Source organism: Prevotella pallens ATCC 700821, assembly GCF_000220255.1.
Lineage (GTDB): Bacteria > Bacteroidota > Bacteroidia > Bacteroidales > Bacteroidaceae > Prevotella > Prevotella pallens.
Genome location: NZ_GL982513.1, coordinates 147,744 through 165,024 on the forward strand (window position 1 = coordinate 147,744; position 17,281 = coordinate 165,024).

General features: G+C 36.3%; 20 protein-coding genes and 1 pseudogene. 16 read left to right on the forward strand and 5 right to left on the reverse strand.

All coding sequences use genetic code 11. From position 1 onward, the window contains the following. A partial coding sequence (locus HMPREF9144_RS14040) for a hypothetical protein (RefSeq protein WP_006043820.1) occupies window positions 1-155 on the forward strand: 155 nt, incomplete at its 5' end. 136 nt (window positions 156-291) lie between these two features. Here the strand turns inward: HMPREF9144_RS14040 and HMPREF9144_RS00565 are convergent. Further along, on the reverse strand, window positions 292-1,245 hold the full coding sequence (locus HMPREF9144_RS00565; RefSeq protein ID WP_006043821.1) for an NAD-dependent epimerase/dehydratase family protein: 954 nt from the start codon (window positions 1,243-1,245) through the stop codon (window positions 292-294). Between the two features lie 184 nt (window positions 1,246-1,429). On the opposite strand from HMPREF9144_RS00565, the gene kbl reads away from it, so the two are divergent. After that, entirely contained in the window at window positions 1,430-2,617 is a 1,188-nt protein-coding gene (gene kbl / locus HMPREF9144_RS00570) for a glycine C-acetyltransferase (RefSeq protein ID WP_006043822.1), read from the forward strand. A 118-nt stretch (window positions 2,618-2,735) separates the two neighbouring features. Beyond that, window positions 2,736-3,548 (forward strand): DNA-deoxyinosine glycosylase, encoded by an 813-nt coding sequence (locus tag HMPREF9144_RS00575; protein ID WP_006043823.1) that lies wholly within the window; start codon window positions 2,736-2,738, stop codon window positions 3,546-3,548. Window positions 3,549-3,692: 144 nt separating this feature from the next. On the opposite strand, the gene HMPREF9144_RS00580 is transcribed toward HMPREF9144_RS00575, so the two are convergent. Then, on the reverse strand, window positions 3,693-4,331 hold the full coding sequence (locus HMPREF9144_RS00580; RefSeq protein WP_006043824.1) for an O-methyltransferase: 639 nt from the start codon (window positions 4,329-4,331) through the stop codon (window positions 3,693-3,695). Window positions 4,332-4,349: 18 nt separating this feature from the next. Then, on the reverse strand, window positions 4,350-4,781 hold the full coding sequence (gene aroQ, locus HMPREF9144_RS00585) for a type II 3-dehydroquinate dehydratase (RefSeq protein WP_006043825.1): 432 nt from the start codon (window positions 4,779-4,781) through the stop codon (window positions 4,350-4,352). 64 nt (window positions 4,782-4,845) lie between these two features. Between aroQ and xerA the strand changes: the two genes are divergently transcribed. The 10 genes and pseudogenes from xerA (at window position 4,846) to HMPREF9144_RS00630 (ending at window position 11,723) form a co-directional block, all read left to right on the forward strand. Continuing rightward, window positions 4,846-5,775 carry a site-specific tyrosine recombinase/integron integrase gene (gene xerA / locus HMPREF9144_RS00590; protein WP_040595450.1) on the forward strand — a complete coding sequence of 310 codons (930 nt, stop codon included), beginning with the start codon at window positions 4,846-4,848 and terminating at the stop codon, window positions 5,773-5,775. A 24-nt stretch (window positions 5,776-5,799) separates the two neighbouring features. Next, the gene (locus HMPREF9144_RS00595; protein WP_006043827.1) at window positions 5,800-6,957 is read left to right on the forward strand and encodes a hydroxymethylpyrimidine/phosphomethylpyrimidine kinase; all 1,158 of its coding nucleotides are present in this window, start codon (window positions 5,800-5,802) and stop codon (window positions 6,955-6,957) included. Window positions 6,958-7,336: 379 nt separating this feature from the next. Further along, window positions 7,337-7,528: pseudogene (locus HMPREF9144_RS12750) on the forward strand (site-specific integrase); the annotation flags it as partial. 468 nt (window positions 7,529-7,996) lie between these two features. Beyond that, entirely contained in the window at window positions 7,997-8,464 is a 468-nt protein-coding gene (locus HMPREF9144_RS00600) for a HEPN family nuclease (RefSeq protein ID WP_146739269.1), read from the forward strand. Further along, complete coding sequence (locus tag HMPREF9144_RS00605) at window positions 8,461-9,516, forward strand: penicillin-binding transpeptidase domain-containing protein (protein ID WP_006043831.1); 1,056 nt, start codon at window positions 8,461-8,463, stop codon at window positions 9,514-9,516. The genes HMPREF9144_RS00600 and HMPREF9144_RS00605 overlap by 4 nt, the downstream gene beginning before the upstream one ends. Window positions 9,517-9,529: 13 nt before the next feature. Further along, the gene (locus HMPREF9144_RS00610) at window positions 9,530-9,994 is read left to right on the forward strand and encodes a hypothetical protein (protein WP_146739270.1); all 465 of its coding nucleotides are present in this window, start codon (window positions 9,530-9,532) and stop codon (window positions 9,992-9,994) included. Window position 9,995: 1 nt separating this feature from the next. After that, window positions 9,996-10,349: a hypothetical protein gene (locus tag HMPREF9144_RS00615; protein WP_006043833.1), complete on the forward strand. Its 354-nt coding sequence runs from the start codon at window positions 9,996-9,998 to the stop codon at window positions 10,347-10,349. 86 nt (window positions 10,350-10,435) lie between these two features. Continuing rightward, on the forward strand, window positions 10,436-10,855 hold the full coding sequence (locus HMPREF9144_RS00620) for a hypothetical protein (RefSeq protein ID WP_006043834.1): 420 nt from the start codon (window positions 10,436-10,438) through the stop codon (window positions 10,853-10,855). A gap of 36 nt (window positions 10,856-10,891) precedes the next feature. Further along, window positions 10,892-11,287: a hypothetical protein gene (locus HMPREF9144_RS00625; RefSeq protein ID WP_006043835.1), complete on the forward strand. Its 396-nt coding sequence runs from the start codon at window positions 10,892-10,894 to the stop codon at window positions 11,285-11,287. Window positions 11,288-11,507: 220 nt separating this feature from the next. Further along, window positions 11,508-11,723, forward strand: a complete 216-nt coding sequence (locus HMPREF9144_RS00630; protein ID WP_006043836.1) for a hypothetical protein — start codon at window positions 11,508-11,510, stop codon at window positions 11,721-11,723. 682 nt (window positions 11,724-12,405) lie between these two features. On the opposite strand, the gene HMPREF9144_RS00635 is transcribed toward HMPREF9144_RS00630, so the two are convergent. Both HMPREF9144_RS00635 and HMPREF9144_RS13730 read right to left on the reverse strand, forming a co-directional pair. After that, entirely contained in the window at window positions 12,406-13,308 is a 903-nt protein-coding gene (locus tag HMPREF9144_RS00635) for an Abi family protein (protein WP_006043837.1), read from the reverse strand. 425 nt (window positions 13,309-13,733) lie between these two features. Continuing rightward, window positions 13,734-13,883 (reverse strand): hypothetical protein, encoded by a 150-nt coding sequence (locus tag HMPREF9144_RS13730; RefSeq protein WP_249031152.1) that lies wholly within the window; start codon window positions 13,881-13,883, stop codon window positions 13,734-13,736. 54 nt (window positions 13,884-13,937) lie between these two features. Between HMPREF9144_RS13730 and HMPREF9144_RS00640 the strand changes: the two genes are divergently transcribed. From HMPREF9144_RS00640 to HMPREF9144_RS00650, 3 genes are all read left to right on the forward strand, one after another. Next, a complete protein-coding gene (locus HMPREF9144_RS00640) occupies window positions 13,938-15,239 on the forward strand; it encodes an ATP-binding domain-containing protein (protein ID WP_249031153.1) in 1,302 nt (433 codons plus the stop codon). Window positions 15,240-15,348: 109 nt separating this feature from the next. Continuing rightward, window positions 15,349-17,007 (forward strand): lantibiotic ABC transporter, encoded by a 1,659-nt coding sequence (locus tag HMPREF9144_RS00645; protein ID WP_249031154.1) that lies wholly within the window; start codon window positions 15,349-15,351, stop codon window positions 17,005-17,007. A 34-nt stretch (window positions 17,008-17,041) separates the two neighbouring features. Continuing rightward, window positions 17,042-17,233: a hypothetical protein gene (locus HMPREF9144_RS00650; protein WP_009012760.1), complete on the forward strand. Its 192-nt coding sequence runs from the start codon at window positions 17,042-17,044 to the stop codon at window positions 17,231-17,233. Window positions 17,234-17,281 lie beyond the last annotated feature (48 nt).

Here is a 17,281-nt window from a genome sequence, read left to right on the forward strand (position 1 = left end):
TAGCCTTTAACATAGGGAAAATGTGTAGAAAAACCAATCTCAAGGAACTAAAAGCCATTATGGAGGTACTTTTAGGCACCTTCAGATGCTTTATACAAGTTTATATAGGTTATTTAAAGCCCTATAAATCATTTTATATGAAATTAGCAGCATAGCTGCAGTAAATAACGAATTATGTGGTAGACAAGGTAAAGGGGGAGAAAAAAGAGGATGTATCAATTTTGACACACCCTCTTTTTTCTTTTATCTTTTGGGAGAATTATTTCAGCCTCCACTTATTTTTACATTAGCTTAGAGCAATTTTTTGCTGAGCTGTTCGAGCATATCTACTGTCATGCTCTTGAGGTCGTATTGTGGTTTCCAGTTCCATTCGCTACGAGCGCAAGAGTCGTCCAAACGATCTGGCCAGCTATCAGCAATACCTTGCTTCAATGGGTCTACATCGTAAACCATTTCAAAGTTAGGCTTGTGTTTCTTTATTTCAGCAAATATTTCTTCTGGCTCGAAACTCATAGCTGCAACATTAAAACCATTGTGGTGAATAAGTTTTGTTGGGTCAGCTTCCATCAAAGAAATAGCAGCATGCAATGCATCTGGCATATACATCATATCCATGTAGGTGCCTTTATTTATAGGACATACAAACTTTTCGCCCTTAACTGCAGAATAATAAATATCTACAGCATAGTCGGTTGTACCGCCACCTGGAGGTGTTACATGAGAAATGATACCTGGGAAACGTACCGAACGAGTGTCTACACCATATTTTTTCTGATAATAGTCTGATAACAATTCGGTTGTTACTTTAGAAACTCCATAAATTGTTCCTGGACGTTGAACAGTGTCTTGTGGTGTCATGTCGTGAGGAGTGCTTGGACCGAACGAACCAATAGAGCTTGGTGTGAACACTGCACACTTGTTTTCGCGAGCAATTTCAAGAATGTTCCACAAACCATCAATACCAATTTTCCAAGCCAAACGTGGTTTTCCTTCTGCTACTACTGATAGTAATGCTGCAAGATTGTAGATTGTGTCGATGTTATATTTCTTCACCACTGCAGCTATCATTTCTGGATTGGTAACATCACATTCTGCAGATGGACCTCCTTCGAGAAGTTCGCCAGTAGGTTCTGCTCCTTTTATGAAACCTGCAACTACGTTGTTGCCACCGTAAATACTGCGTAACTCTCTTACAAGCTCTGAGCCTATCTGCCCTGTAGAGCCAACAACTAAAATATTTTTCATATTATTATTAAATAGATTTTATCGTTTTATGCCACAAAGTTAAGTACTTTTTTGATTAATTTAGAAATTAGAAGTATTAATGTTGTATAAAAAAACAGTTTACCCACAAAATAATTAGTATTTCAGTTTCTTTTCTCAAAAAATATAAGGACCTTTGTATGCGAATAATTAAAAACTTTATACTATGTATGGTAAAATGAAACAACATCTCTGCAATTCACTCGCAGGACTCAAAGATGCAGGTCTTTACAAGGAAGAACGTATTATAGAAGGACCACAGCAAGCTGAAATATTAGTAAAAGGCAAGAAAGTACTAAATTTCTGTGCTAACAACTATCTCGGTTTATCTAACCACCCTCGCCTTATAGAAGGTGCAAAAGCTATGATGGACAAGCGTGGTTTTGGTATGTCTTCAGTACGTTTTATCTGTGGAACACAAGATATCCATAAGGAACTTGAGGCTGCTATTTCTGATTATTTCAAAACAGAAGATACAATTCTCTACGCTGCTTGCTTCGATGCCAACGGGGGTATATTTGGAGCTTTGTTTAACGAAGAAGATGCTATTATTTCTGACGCATTAAACCACGCTTCTATTATAGACGGTGTTCGCCTTTGTAAGGCAAAACGTTACCGTTACGCTAATGGTAATATGGAAGAATTGGAGAAATGTTTGCAAGAAGCACAGGCTCAACGTTTCCGCATTGTTGTTACCGATGGTGTTTTCTCTATGGACGGCAACGTTGCTCCGATGGACAAGATTTGCGATTTGGCAGAAAAATACGATGCACTTGTTATGGTAGACGAAAGCCACTCTGCAGGTGTGGTTGGCGAAACTGGACACGGTGTTAGTGAACTTTGCAAGACTTACGGTCGTGTTGATATTTACACAGGCACACTTGGTAAAGCATTTGGTGGTGCACTTGGTGGTTTCACTACTGGTCGCAAAGAGATAATAGATATGCTTCGTCAGAATAGTCGTCCTTATCTCTTCTCAAATTCGCTGGCTCCAAGCATTATCGGCGCAAGTCTCGAAGTGTTCAAAATGCTGAAAGAAAGCAACGAATTGCACGACAAGTTGGTTGAAAACGTAAATTACTTCCGCGAAAAAATGATGGCTGCAGGTTTCGATATTAAACCTACACAAAGTGCTATCTGCGCCGTTATGCTTTACGATGCAAAACTTTCACAAGTTTACGCTTCAAAGATGCTCGAAGAAGGTATTTACGTTACTGGTTTCTACTATCCAGTTGTTCCAAAGAACGAAGCTCGTATTCGTGTTCAGATTTCTGCAGGTCATAATCGCGAACAACTTGATAAGTGTATCAATGCTTTCATTAAGATTGGCAAGGAACTTGGTGTGCTAAAATAAGTCGCAGAAGCTATCAACATAATACAATAAGGTGGACTTAACACAACGTTGGCTGTGCTAAATCCACCTTTTTATTTTGAATATCTACACTTCTATTAATTACTAAGTACGATAAAAAATGACATTACACGACGCTATTATTTGCATATTAAAAAGTCATGGTACAGCAATGAGCTATTCTGATATTGCGGAAGAGATAAATTCTAAGAGATTATATTTGAAGAATGATAAATCTATGATTTCAAAAGTTCAGATTTCAGCTCGTGCGAGAAAACATCCAGAACTGTTTGTTATAGAAAACGCTAAAATCTTTCTTAGAACATCTGGTGAGAACAGAGTAAGTCCTAAAGAGAAGAAGTTTTCAAATTTGAACAAGTGTTCTTCTTCATTACTTCCAAATAACAAAGGTAAAATGAAGGAAAAGGCTGTTACACGATACGATTCTTCTAATTTCAAGAAATGTCTTGAACCATGGATAGACGAAAAAACAAAGGTTCTTATCTTAGGTACAATGCCTGGAGATGTTTCTATTAAAGAACGGTCCTATTATCTCAATCCACGCAATGCGTTTTGGAAAATTATGAATAAGCTTTTCAACTCAACAGAACATTTGGATAAAAGTCGAGATTTTCTAAGTGGTATTGGCATAGGACTGTGGGATGTATATAAGGAAGGGGGTAGAAAAGGTAGTTGTGATGCTGGATTTTCATGCGATTTAAAAACTAATGATATACAAGGGGTATTGAACCGACATAAGTCTATTAAATATATTGTCTTTAATGGTCAAAAACCTCAAAAAGTTTTTTTGCAAAAGATAGGTAAGGTTAATATACCTTGTATTGTGTTGCCGTCTACATCATCTTCCAACAGCCATAAGTCTTTTGATGAGAAGCTTGAGGCTTGGGGAAAATTAAAGAAAATATTAATATAACAATCTTTTTTCGTGTTTAAGGTGTTGTGAGAACTTTCGTCAATATGCTTATTGTCATACCAAATGTTGAAAACGAATAAATTGTGAAACGTTAAATGATTTTGCGATAATTATTCTTCGACGATAAGTTTTAAATTTCTGCCTTTATTTTTTCCGCACAATGGTTAGCCCATCGCGTAAAGGAAGAATAACATTTTCTACCCGAGTATCGGTTGCAACAAAATCGTTGAACTTGCAAATGCCTTGTGTTTGATGGTCGTGTTCGTAAGCTTTATCGGTAACGTGTCCGTCCCACAGCGTATTATCGGCAAGAATATAACCTCCAGAACGCAACATTTTTAGCACGGTTTCGTAAGTTTCCAAATAAGTCCGTTTGTCGCCGTCCACAAAAACCATATCGAAAGTAATGCCTAACTTTGGTGCTTCTATATTAGCATCACCAATGCGAAAGTCTATTTTGTAGGCTACTTCACACCCTTCTATCCACGGACGTGTAAAGTCTTCCATCTCGTCGTTTATTTCAAACGTATAGAGTTTGCCGTCGTCTGGCAGACCTTCTGCAATGCAAATGGCAGAATATCCACTAAAAGTTCCCACTTCCAACACATTTTTTGGTTGCACCATTTGTACCAACATTTTTAATAATCGCCCTTGCAAATGCCCACTTGCCATTCGTCCGTGAATGGTATGTATGTTGGTTGCTCGGTAAAGTCGGTACAAATAGTCGCCTTCTGGGGCAATATGGTCTAAAATGTACTTATCTATCTGTTCGGTTTCCGTCATTTGTTTGCCTTTTTGCTTTTAAGAATTGGCATTTATAGTTTTCAAAGCTTCCACTGCAAGCCTATAACTGTCCATTCCAAATCCCTGAATAGTTCCAATACAAGCAGAAGCTATCATAGAATGGTTACGATATTCTTCGCGACTATTTACATTACTTATATGTACCTCTACAACGGGTGCAGTAATAGCCCTAATACAGTCTAACAGTGCTATACTTGTATGCGTATATGCCCCAGCATTCAGCACAATACCATCGTAAGCGAACCCCACTTCCTGCAACTTGTTTATAAGTTCGCCCTCTACGTTGCTCTGATAGTACTCAATGTCTACATCAGCATACATTGCACGCAATTTTGTTAGATAGGTTTCCATAGGCATTTTACCATAAATGTTGGGTTCTCGTTTGCCTAACAAATTAAGGTTTGGACCATTAACTACGATTATTTTCATATTACACAGAAATTATTTAACTTTGCACTCATTGGGCACAACCTCTGCAAAAATACACAATAATATGCAAACGAGCAAAGAAACAAGTTCTAATCTTATTCATAAGTACCTACGCTATTTAAAGTTGGAAAAAGGTTATTCGCCAAATACATTAGAAGCCTACATTCGTGATGTAGACAAATTGTTGATTTTTTTAGCCGACGAACAGAAAATACCACAAGAGGCAAAGTTGGAAGATATAGAAAACTTTGCTGCTGCTATTGGCGATTTGGGAATTGGTGCCCGTTCGTTGGCTCGAATTTTAAGTGGAGTAAGGCAGTTTTATCGTTTCTTAGTGCTCGATGGATATATAGAAGCCGACCCTACCGAATTGCTCGAATCGCCAAAACAACCACAACATTTGCCAGAAGTGCTTTCTACTGCCGAAGTTGATATGCTTGAAAGTGCCATAGATTTATCTAAATGGGAAGGACATAGAAACCGTGCCATTATAGAAACTTTGTTTTCGTGCGGATTACGTGTATCAGAACTTACACATCTTAAGCTGTCAAATCTCTATCGCGAAGAACAATTTGTGCGAGTTATGGGTAAAGGTTCTAAAGAACGTTTGGTACCAATTTCTCCAAGAGCCTTGCAAGAATTGGATTTTTGGTTTGCCGACCGTAATGCTATGAAGATAAAAGAAGGAGAAGAAGACTATATTTTCTTAAACAGACGTGGTGCGCATCTCACTCGGACCATGATTTTGATAATGATTAAGAATTATGCCAAAGATGCTGGCATAAAAAAAACTATATCGCCACACACATTGCGACACTCGTTTGCCACAGCTTTGCTCGAAGGTGGGGCTAATTTGCGTGCCATTCAGGCTATGCTTGGACACGAAAGCATTAGCACAACCGAAATTTATACGCATATAGACACCACTACTCTGCGCAAAGAAATTCTGGAACATCACCCACGAAACATTGCTTACAAACAACAACACCAGTAACAAACTCTTGTTTACACACCAACTATGGAAAGAAAAACTACCATTCTTACTATAACTGGCTCGGACAGTACGGGCGGTTCGGGAATTCAAGCCGATATTAAAACCATAACTATGTTAGGAGCCTATGCGGCTACTGCAATAACTTCGGTTACTGCACAAGATTCGGAAGGCATTCGACAATTATACGACATTCCTGCCGAAGTGCTGAATTTGCAAATTTGTGCGGTGTTGAACGATTTAAAACCCAATGCTGTGAAGATTGGTATGCTTAGAAATGTAGAACAAGTAATTGCCGTTGAACACCTGCTGCGTAAATACAAACCTGAATTTGTGGTTTTAGACGCCGTTATTATTAGTAGTAGTGGCAAAATGCTTATGCCAAACGAGGTGGTTAATGCTGTGGTGCAACGTCTTTTTCCATTAAGCAGCATTGTTATTATGCAACAAAATAGTGCTGCCTATATGTTGCACGAAAAAGAAACACACAGCAACGAGGCTTTGGAACTATTGGCACGAAAAATTCTGCAATTAGGAAGTGCGGCTGTTGTGTTGCAAGGAGGAATTGTTACCAAAGCATCGTTTACCGATGTGTTGGTAGAAAAAAACAAAACAGCACACTTTTATACTCGACCTGGCTTTATAGACCGCATTACTCACGGTTCGGGCGGAGCATTTACATCGGCAGTTGCTGTTAATTTGTGTGCTGGAAACAGTGTAGAACAAGCCATTGGAAAGGCATCTGACTATATGTGCCAACTTATTTTACGGTCTGCCGACTCTAATTTTGGTACCAATGTTCTACTTTTAGACCATAGCAGCGATTTGCCACAACAAACAATTTCCGAAAGAATGTTGGAACTATACAACCAACTTATGGACAACATTGCTGCCAATCATCGTAAAACGGGCGAAGTGCGTTTCTATGCCGATGCGCTAAATGTAACACCACGCTATTTAGCACAAATAACCAGACGTGTTGCAGGACGAACACCAAAACAACTTATAGACGATTACATTATAAAAGAGGTGGAAACCTATCTTATAGGGACTACTCAAAACATTCAAGAAATAGCTTTCACTTTCGGTTTTTCGTCGCAGGTACAGTTCAATAAGTTTTTTAAAAAAATGAAAGGTTGTGCACCAGGACAATACAGAAAAAAAGCAAAAAGTGTGGTGGTGTAGAAACAGAAACTTCTCGGTGTCTATTAACCATTGCTAAGTTATGCTTCTTTTCTTTTTCAGAAAAAACTGAATACTTTGCACATTCGGTTCTTTCTTATTTTTTGGTGTTGCATAAACTGAAATAAGATGAACAAACCTTCGTTACCATTCAGCGTGAATAGAGAATTTGCCGAAACTCTATATACTACTATAAGTTTGAAAAACATTTGCTGTCATTTTTAACATTTGCTGTAGTTAATTGTTTTTCAACACATTACAAACAGCATTCGAATGACAGAAGTGACAGCAAAATAAATTTTGTGCGCGAAGCCTGTCAAGGCGTTTCTTTATTTTACCTCGCATATTTACGAAAGCTACCAAGAATTTTTGTCATATAAGCCAACATTTCAGCTGCCATAGTTTGAGAAAGACATTTGGAAGACAAGTTTATAATATGAATAGTAACAATGCAGAACTGGCACTGATCAAGCTAATGGAACTTTTCAACCATTCATCTGTAGCTATTACCAAACGGTATCTTGGATTACGTAAGGAAGAAATCTTGGAAACCTACGACTGTCTTACATTCTAAGCAGTAACATTTTTCAGAGAATAATTCTTTTATACACCCCATACTAAAAATGTCATCACATGCTGAATAACAAACAAAACACCCTTAAAATAGAAAAATCACTCTGTTATACAAACTTTTTACAAGAAAGAAACATTTAATAAGAAAAATTATCTATCTTTGCAGTTGAACTTCCAGTACGTCTGTGTGCAGATGTGCGTTACAAAGAGTTCAACTTTTAAAAAGAGCGTTTGCTTTAATTATCCTTCCTCTGAAACGTGGAAAATTTCAATACTGCAAGGATGATGACAGCAAGGCTCACGCTTGGGATTATTGTACCCTTACCAATGGGGATAATATACCTCAATGCGTGGGCTATTGTTGATTATCTGCAGTAGGTACTTTCCACGACCACAGAGGAGATAACAGCAATAGTTCCCACGCTTTTTCCATTTACCTAAATAGTAACCGCTTACTTCTGGGAAACAGTTGGCAAAAAGACATAGTATGCCAATAAAAATGATTAATGGATTTAATGAAGACAAACTTTTTATCCTTTATGCCTACTTATGTAGGTACGAGCATAAGATAAAGGGTATCAACACTTTAAAAGAACTTACTTCGATGTACCCTAATCTTCACAAGTTGGAGAGCTTGATTTCTTCTTTTTCATGTAACATCGTAAAACGAGAGTCCATGCCAGCTATGGGACTTCTTGCTTTACCTAATATACTATATATGACCAATAGTAAAAACTCTAAAGTTTTATCTTTTCTTACACATATTAGAAATTCCATCGCACATGGTCAAATTATGAAAGAAAAAGATTATATACATATCATTGATTATAGTGAGAACAAAAATACAAAAGAGAAAATATACACAGCAAGGGGGAAAGTGGAAATTCTCAAGATAGAAGCTATTTTAGATTTAGTTATTGAAAATGTGGAACTATGAAACAATTCCTATTAACCATTTTATTCACTTTCGTGCTTGTAAATGCAAGTAAGGCGCAGCAAGTAACCCATATTGTACATGCAAATGAATACTTGCAAAGACAAGTCAATTCCATACTATCTCATAATATAAAAGGATTAAATGCCATTAACGGACAAGTAATAATAATGGATTGCAAGTCTGGAGAGATTAAGGCAATGGTAAACTTGATGAATACTAAATCAGGAATCAAGCCAGCAATAAGACAATTGTCAGAACCAACTGCCTTAATGCGTACTGTCTCATTATTAGCAGCATTGGAACAGGGTAAAGTAAAGCCGAATGACAGTATTGATACCAAAGAGGGAATGATTGATATAAGTGGCTATTTACTGGAAGACTACAACTGGCGTAGAGGAGGAAATGGAAAGACAAGCGTACAGCAAGGCTTTTTGTTATCATCGAACATCGCTACCTATTTGGCAGTTAAGCAAGCATTTGGTAAGGAGTATGCCCAATTCCATAAAATAATTACAGATATGGGCTATGGTTTACCACAAGATAGCATCAAAGCTGCTTTACCAATTCCCAATGATAATATTACCCTTGCTAAGTTCGCAACAGGAAAGAATCAGCAGATATCGCCTTTACAAATACTTACATTTTATAACGCCATAGTCAATAATGGTAAGATGGTAAAGCCCACTTTTCATAAGAGGGATACCACCATTATAAAAGAACAGCTTGCGAGTAAAGAAAACATTGCCATCATTCAGCAATTACTTGTACAGAAAGTAAAAGATGGTCTTGCTCATCAAGCATACTCTAATAAAGTGAGCATCGCTGGTGAACAAGGAGCTGTCGCAGCAAAAGACAATAGAGCTAACAAAATTTACTGCTTACAGTTCTGTGGCTACTATCCATCAGACAATCCACAATACAGCATCATCGTTTCTTTGAATAAGAAAGGATTACCCGCAAGTGGTGGAATGGCTGGAGAAATAGCAAAACAAATAGTAAACAAATATAATAAAATGATTAAAATTTATGGTAAAATTCAGCTTTTCAATTAGACGAAATGGAGAAATGATTAACTTTCAAATTTCCCTTCCTGTGTTACAAGCAGGATTTGTTACAACAAGTAATATTAGACCAAATTGGATGACATCCTCTAATGAAATAATGCAATTTGAAGGTGGAGAATCTTATGGAGAATTTCAGAAAGATTGCAAAAAGATAATTGATTTTGTAAATGCAGACCATCAAGACTTTGAAAATTCTATGAAAGCAGCACTCTTCGATAGTATTAATAATCACATACAAAGATTTGGTCGTTTACTGTATAATGACTTACTCCTCTATCTTGACTGCTGGGCACACATACTTAATAATACGGTGTTATCGTTACAAGATACTCGTACAGCATATTCTTCAATTCTGGCATTTATTTGTCAACAAATGTCAGAAAAGATTATCGTTCAACATCTATTTGGTGTAGTTCCATTATCTTCAACTGACCTACTTACAGAAATTCAAAAGCATAAAGCATAATATGAAAAAAGTATTCAACACTCATGGAAATCAATTGATTAATAATATCATTAGAGGTTTCGAAAATAGATCTGGCTGGTATACAGACGATGGTAATTATGAAGTATTTGAAGAAAATATGGTGGCAAAATATATAGACACTTATTTCAAAGGCAATTTTTGCAACCGTTATTTGTTTTGTCCTAATGAATCCGGAGAAATAGATTCTATTGCACTCTATGGTTCATCTCTACAAGGTCATTATAATGCTATTTCCACTACTATGATGTGCTTTGGTCTTAAGGTTCAGAAGATAATATTTGATACAGAGGGAGACTATCCTTTTCTTGACATATATTTAGTATTAAATCAGTAAAACAAATAGATAATAGAACAATGGATAAGCATTCATAATATAACAGAAATACTTAAAAAGAACGTAAGGCATTAAGAATAAATTTTATGGAAGATTTAATATTAACATCAAAATGTCACAAAAGATATGAAAATGGAGTACCTGTTATGGGGCTGCAACATGGTGAAAGGATTTTAGCTATAACCAAATCTGATTTCAGAAAATTAATGAAAGGGGCACCTGTCATTCCTGATAAAGGTTATCTTGTAAGAATGCTAAATGCGGACATAAAAGATGCTAATGGCAATTATCAAGAAATGATGCAACCCAAACTAATGCAACTTGTTTCAGATACAGTTAACAAAATAGAGTTACGTGGAGTTACACTAAAGATTATGGGAGTTACAGGCATCAATTTCAATGACTATGCTATAACTCTGCATTTAGTGAACCAGAAAGTAACAAAATGCATTCTACACATGTTAGACAGAAACATTGATATTGAATACCTTGATATTCAACAATAGTTTAAACTTAGAACATATTCTATAAATCCCTTTAAAATGATAACATTTACAGAACAAGAAAAAGCCGTTATTTTATTAGGTACAGCTTCTATTACCGCAGCAGATGCTTATGGATCAGAACCTAACGCAATGGAGAAGAAATATGCCCAATTTATTAATGAGGCAATTAAACCATCCCTGGAAGCTTTTCAGTTGTACGAAAGTTATTTTACAAATCCCATTGATGCATATAACTTAATAAAGAATTCGTCTGATGTAAAAAAACGATTAATAAAGGCTTTCTTTATATATATGTGTACCTGTGACGGTCCTATAAATGAAGGAGAACAACAAGCATTAGACCTACTGGATATTTTATGCGATTTCCCAGAAATGACTATGGACGAGATAAACAAAGAATATCGTGCATTCTTGGAAACCTGTCATATTTAAAAACATTTTATATCTGTAGAAGCTAACTTTCAGATTATACCCCTTATGAACAATAAAAACAAGAGTGGATTTATACCACCAATGAATAAAAAGTAATCCGTATAGACTCTCTATAAGCACCATTTGAGCAATCATTTGGTGCTTTTTATTTTATTCTCTTGCAACTCTCAAAAGAAAAGATTATATTTGCAATATAAACAAGAATATAGGAGGACAAATAATGAATACAGATAACACCACAACAAGCACATTCTCTTTGGAAATACCTAAGGCTGATACATCGTTATTGAAGTCGCTCGTAAAGCGTATGGGGTGGACGGTACATAAAACTATAACTGAGCACACCGCTTACGAACAGGCACTTAATGACAAAGAACAAGGACGTGTCAATGAGTATGCCAGTGCCGATGAGCTGTTTTCCAAATTGGGCATCTGATGGCATATAAACTTTTGACAACACACCAGTTTGAGAAAGATCTTCATCTAAGACTTTATAAAGTCCCATTTTCCTAAGAAATAAAAGGGGAATGGGAGATTTTAAGCACATATTTGTCACATAAGAGAAAACGACGCTAAAAAAGCACACTTTTGTCATATAAGCCAGAATTTGCCGAAACTCTATATACTACTATAAGTTTGAAAAACAGTTGCTGTCATTTTTAACATTTGCTGTAATTAATTGTTTTTCAACACATTACAAACAGCATTCGAATGACAGAAGTGACAGCAAAATAAATTTTGTGCGCGAAGCCTGTTAAGGCGTTTCTTTATTTTGCCCACATATTTACGAAAGCTACCAAGAATTTTGTATTTTTGAGTAAGCCAATAAAGAGATGCAGACTGCCTAAAATACCTGTATTTTCCAACACCATTGGCGTTGCATTTAAACACCAGGCACAAAGAATATTTATTTGTTAGAAAAAATAATTATTAATTCAGAATTTGTATCTATTATTAGTTGATTATCAGTATTATACGCTCTAAACGGTAGAAAAGTGACAATATGGATTCTGTTTAGATACGAAAAGGTGAAGATTTAACGTTTTTAACCTTCTGTCACACCGAAATTACGAAAATGTGGGCGATGTGAGATGGTTAGTAGTCACTCCAAATGCCTTTTATTGCCACAGTGGTTCGTTTTCCCAACCAGAAGGAAAACCAAGGGCAGCTATATCTACTTCTGGAAACGTAGCAAAAAGTCTGTTCATCTTATCAAGCATATCGTTATTTGGAGATATGATGTCAAGAAAGTACTTGATGATGCACATATCAAAGTACACTTTCAATGGATCTGTCGGCAAGGTAATCCAAGGACGCAACATTCTAATTGGCATGGTAGCACGAATAGAAAATACCCTATTCCATACACGTACATGATGACAACATGAGTTTCTTGTTACAGTGATAATTGTAAGCCAAGATTCAAAAGGTGCAACTTGCAAGCCAAATGACTGTGCAATACGCTTCTTTATCTTCTTATTCTTGATGTTAGAATAAATATTAGTGATTACACCAAATGGCAATATCTCGGTCAGCATCCATAAAGGTGGATACTGATTGGTATATGTCTCTTTGAAATGGTTGATGAAATCCTCTTTTGTATGGTTCAATTCATCTTCTATAAGACGTATAGAGCGATTGAACTTGGACGGATTTGAGAAATTGTTGGCTTCAGTCATCCAAAAAGGGTTGCCTGTCATTTCCGTTCCAAAGTTCACGATTGCACAACGCACTGCGACCTCTATCTTTTCAATTTCATTGAATAAAAGTAGGCGTAGCTTCTTGTCAAAGCGATACAACATCATAACCTTACCGAAAGATACTCCTCGCTTGAATAGATGTTGCTCCTTGGGAATGGAAAGCAATGGGTACATATAGGCAGACAAACGATAGTAACCGATGTGGGAAAGATAATGCTGAGCCTTTTCTTCATCGGTTATCTCCATACCTCTTGTTTTGAGTAGTTGTACTAACTTTTGGGGTGTGGAATATGGTTTTATGAACGGAATTTTTGTTGCCATATACCTATAAAAACAAAAACGACCCGCACATTTGAGCATCGTTGAGAGGCTTGGCGGGTTCTCGTGTTGCAAAAATACGAATAATCATTGATAATACAAACTTTTTAGTAAGAAAAATCACGGGGAAGTGGATTTCTTTGACATATTTATATTTAATAATATTAAATCGGACCTTAAAATCATACTTTACCAGCAAAACAAAGTGGTTTTCAAGGTAAAAGTATTATCTTTGTAACGTCTATACCCATACCGAAAGCCCCGATGGGCAGAGGTTGGGTAGACATACATATGGTAAAAGGCGTTTTTGTACGCTTTGGTTTTGACGCTATAAGAATCTCGCAAATTCAACGACAAGTCAAGAACAAAGCAACAAAGAACGCCTCATGAGGTGTATTATATACAGTCCTCATTGGCTTCGGACGATTCTAATGTTCGTTGTCAAGAGTGCTTTCTATATACTTACACTGGCGTGGGGCTTTCAGCGTTGCTCGTTTCGACTTGTCGGGCAATGCGAGAGCCTTTATAGCGTGGAACGAGTGACAGAACAAGCTCCGCGCTTTTTCGTATGTATTCAAAACATTAATCAGTCAAACAACACAGAGTGGAGCTGCTGTTCTAATGGAAATGGCATGAGATTAGAAAAGTGGTTTATATCAAACTTAGATGATTCTCAAAGAAAAATCATCGTTCAAAGTATAGACGAAGATATCATTGTACAAGGTGCTGCAGGCAGTGGAAAAACTAACCTTGCTATCCATCGTGCATTACAGGCAAAGAACAAAGGAAGTTACGCCATAGTTATTTTTACTGTGGCTTTGAAAAGAATGATAGCTTATGGAATGCAGGCTCTCGGTTTAGACAAAGAGCGCATTGCATACGAATGGGCTTGGACTCATCGTGGCTTTGACCTAACAGGAGATGTGTTTTGGGAAAAAGGCAATAGGAATACCCTCTATCTGGTAAATGATTTAAATGTCAGAAAGTTTGAACGTACCGAAAAGGACAAAACGGCTTATGGAATAGATTTTGCAGATTGGGTGGATTACAAATTTTACGCAGCCTTTGGACGCAGGGTTAGTTGGTTTAAAGAAGTTCCATACCTATCAGGGTTTAGTGTGACTAATACTAATAAGTTCGAGTTGATTCCAAGTGGAACAATTTATAAGCAATCAGAAGCTAAAATTGATTATCTTATTATAGATGAGGCTCAAGATTTTAACATCTCAGACTATCAAGGAAGGATAATACCTCATAAGGGGAAGAGTCTTTCTTTATTTGGAGATTCTGTGCAACAAATGAATTTTAAAGGAAGTTCAATAGATGAGATTGCTAACACTTTAGTCTACAAACGTCTCTCTTTGGATTACAATTATCGTCTACCAAAGACAATTGCTAAAGTTGCTCAGCAAATTCAAGATATCAAGGTGGACTTGTTGACAAATAACATGAAAGATGGTGGCAATAGCGACTATCCTAATTATCCCAAACCGATTGTCACGAAATACTCATCTAGAGAGAAAGAATTGGAAGGCATATTAAATCGAATAAAAATGGAAGATTTAGACGATGTCGCAATTCTTGTTCCTGACGAGAGTGATGTACGTGAAGTAAATGATTTTCTGAATCAAAGAGGAGTAAATACACAAGTGCATTATCGAACTGGAAATGTAGTTCCGTTTAGAACTGTCAACACATTGGACTTTTCAAACAATGACCTACCATGCATCCTGACATACTATGCAGCAAAAGGGTCTGAATTTGATAATGTCTTTGTGCCTTTTGCTAATGAGGCGAACACTTGTAAAAGAAATGCTTTTTATGTGGCATGTACTCGTTCTTCACGCAATCTGTATATCTCCTACACAGGAAAGCGAACATCCTTTTTGAAAGATGTTTCAAAGGAAAATATAGTTGAAATTGAAAATAATTAGACCTATGTTTTATTATATAAGTACAAACTCATGGAACTTACTGGAATCTTTCGTTTCAGAAAGTATATCACCATTCTCTTTCTACCAAGTCAGAGGATATGGGAACAATTTGAGCCGTTATTTAGTTGGAACAAATGAAAGGGCTAATTATCTAATTTTGTCAACAAAGGAAATTAATGGTGATTATGTCTTGAAAGTCAATGATGAAATTCTAGACAAATCAAATATAGCTCCTGTCAAAAATAGTAAAACTCTATTTACATACAATAAGACAATCTACTATAAAAAGGGAACTATTGCTTTTCTTTTCTCTTCAAGAGATTTACAGGAATCTCTTGTTGCAGAATCGCAAATATTGTTTGAAGTAAAATGTATTGAAAAGTACAAGTCTGAATTTATCGTAAAGACGAGCAATGCGTTGCCTATATCCACAGGAAAAATAGCAAATGCCATATCTTTTCAACTTCAAGAATATGTTGCACAAGACTGTATTTATGACAGATTAAAGGGGATGATAGTTGCCTTTACTCGTGCAATGGCGTTTGCAAAAAATCCCCAAGAACAAAAACTAATGTGTATATTGCGTGATTTAAAAAATTCATTTGCTGGATTAAATACACAAGTTATGGTTTCTGAAATAGCTGTTTCAAATGAGAGTAAATATATTTCTCTAATCCAAACAGCTAAAGGGATATATAATGGTACTGTTAAGACAAGGACAAACTTGTTTGATATTCTTATGCAACATTTCTCTGAAATTGGCAAATTGGCAAAGGCTCGTGCAGAAGAAATATCTCAGAATAAACAAGCAAATAGTACAGACAAAAGAGATTTCTTAATAACACAAAAGGATGCGTTAGAAAGCAAACTTTACAGCATGGAATGTCACGATGGTATTTCTGATTGGATAGAAGAACTTAATTCTATAAAAAAGAAAGAACGTGATAATGGTATCAAAATGGGGAAAAAACGTGAATATTTCAAAAAGGGAACTTGGGAATATGAGCGTAAGAAGTATCTCAAACAAGAAATCAAAAAATACGAAGATGAAAATTACGAATTTAAGTCCATAAAGCAGCAGATCGCAGATATAAAACAACAGATAACGAACATAGAATCTGGTTCATCTATGTACGATACGACTTTAGGAGCTTTATTTGTCCGTGTTAGTGATATTATGAATGAACTTATCGGCAAAGCAAAAGTATCTGGTGAGGCAAACGGAAACATTGATTACTCTTGTTTCTTGCTAAAGAACTTAACTATAAGTATTGATGTACTGAATTCTGATGAAGAAAAAGTATTTCTTGATGTCATAATGAATGAAGCTCTTATGTGCAAACAAAGAGGCTTGTCTGACGAGGTTGTATTGAAGCTCATTGTTGAATCAGCCAACAAATATAAGTGCTTAGAATGCTCTAACACAGAAAAAGGCAAGCAAATACTTAGCACTCTTCGTGAATTTTGGTCATACAAGCACAACCAATGCTCATCATTTAGCATTCCCGCCAACTTGGTTGTATTGAAATCCTTGATGGCTTTCTTTATCAAACCTTTTGGGTTTGACCAAATTGACCGATATGCCCAAAATAGAGGCATTGATAGTAAAGAGTATGGATATATGCTCCGAGGAGTATTAATCGGTTATACAGCCTTTCCAAAGACTTTTACTGATGCACTTTATACCAACCCGGATATATACATTCCTATGGATGAATATTTAACAGCAATACACAAGCAAGTCGAAACGCAATACCCCTGCGATTGACTTGTACACAATAAAAGGGGTTTAAAGAATATTTATGGGAGTTTTAAAACTGTCTGTTATAGAAGAACAGAACAAACAACTCAAAAACAGATTAAGAGTTGTTGGACAAAAAGGACATATTGTTCGCATTAGCAACTGTTATTGTCCTTGTGAGTGTTTCATCAGAGAAGGCGAAGTTACAATGTGTGACGATGTTGCCTCTGCTGGAAGTTGGAACATTGATTAAAGAATCACTAATTAAGGGAGAGCCATTGTTTAACACTTTGGCTTCCCT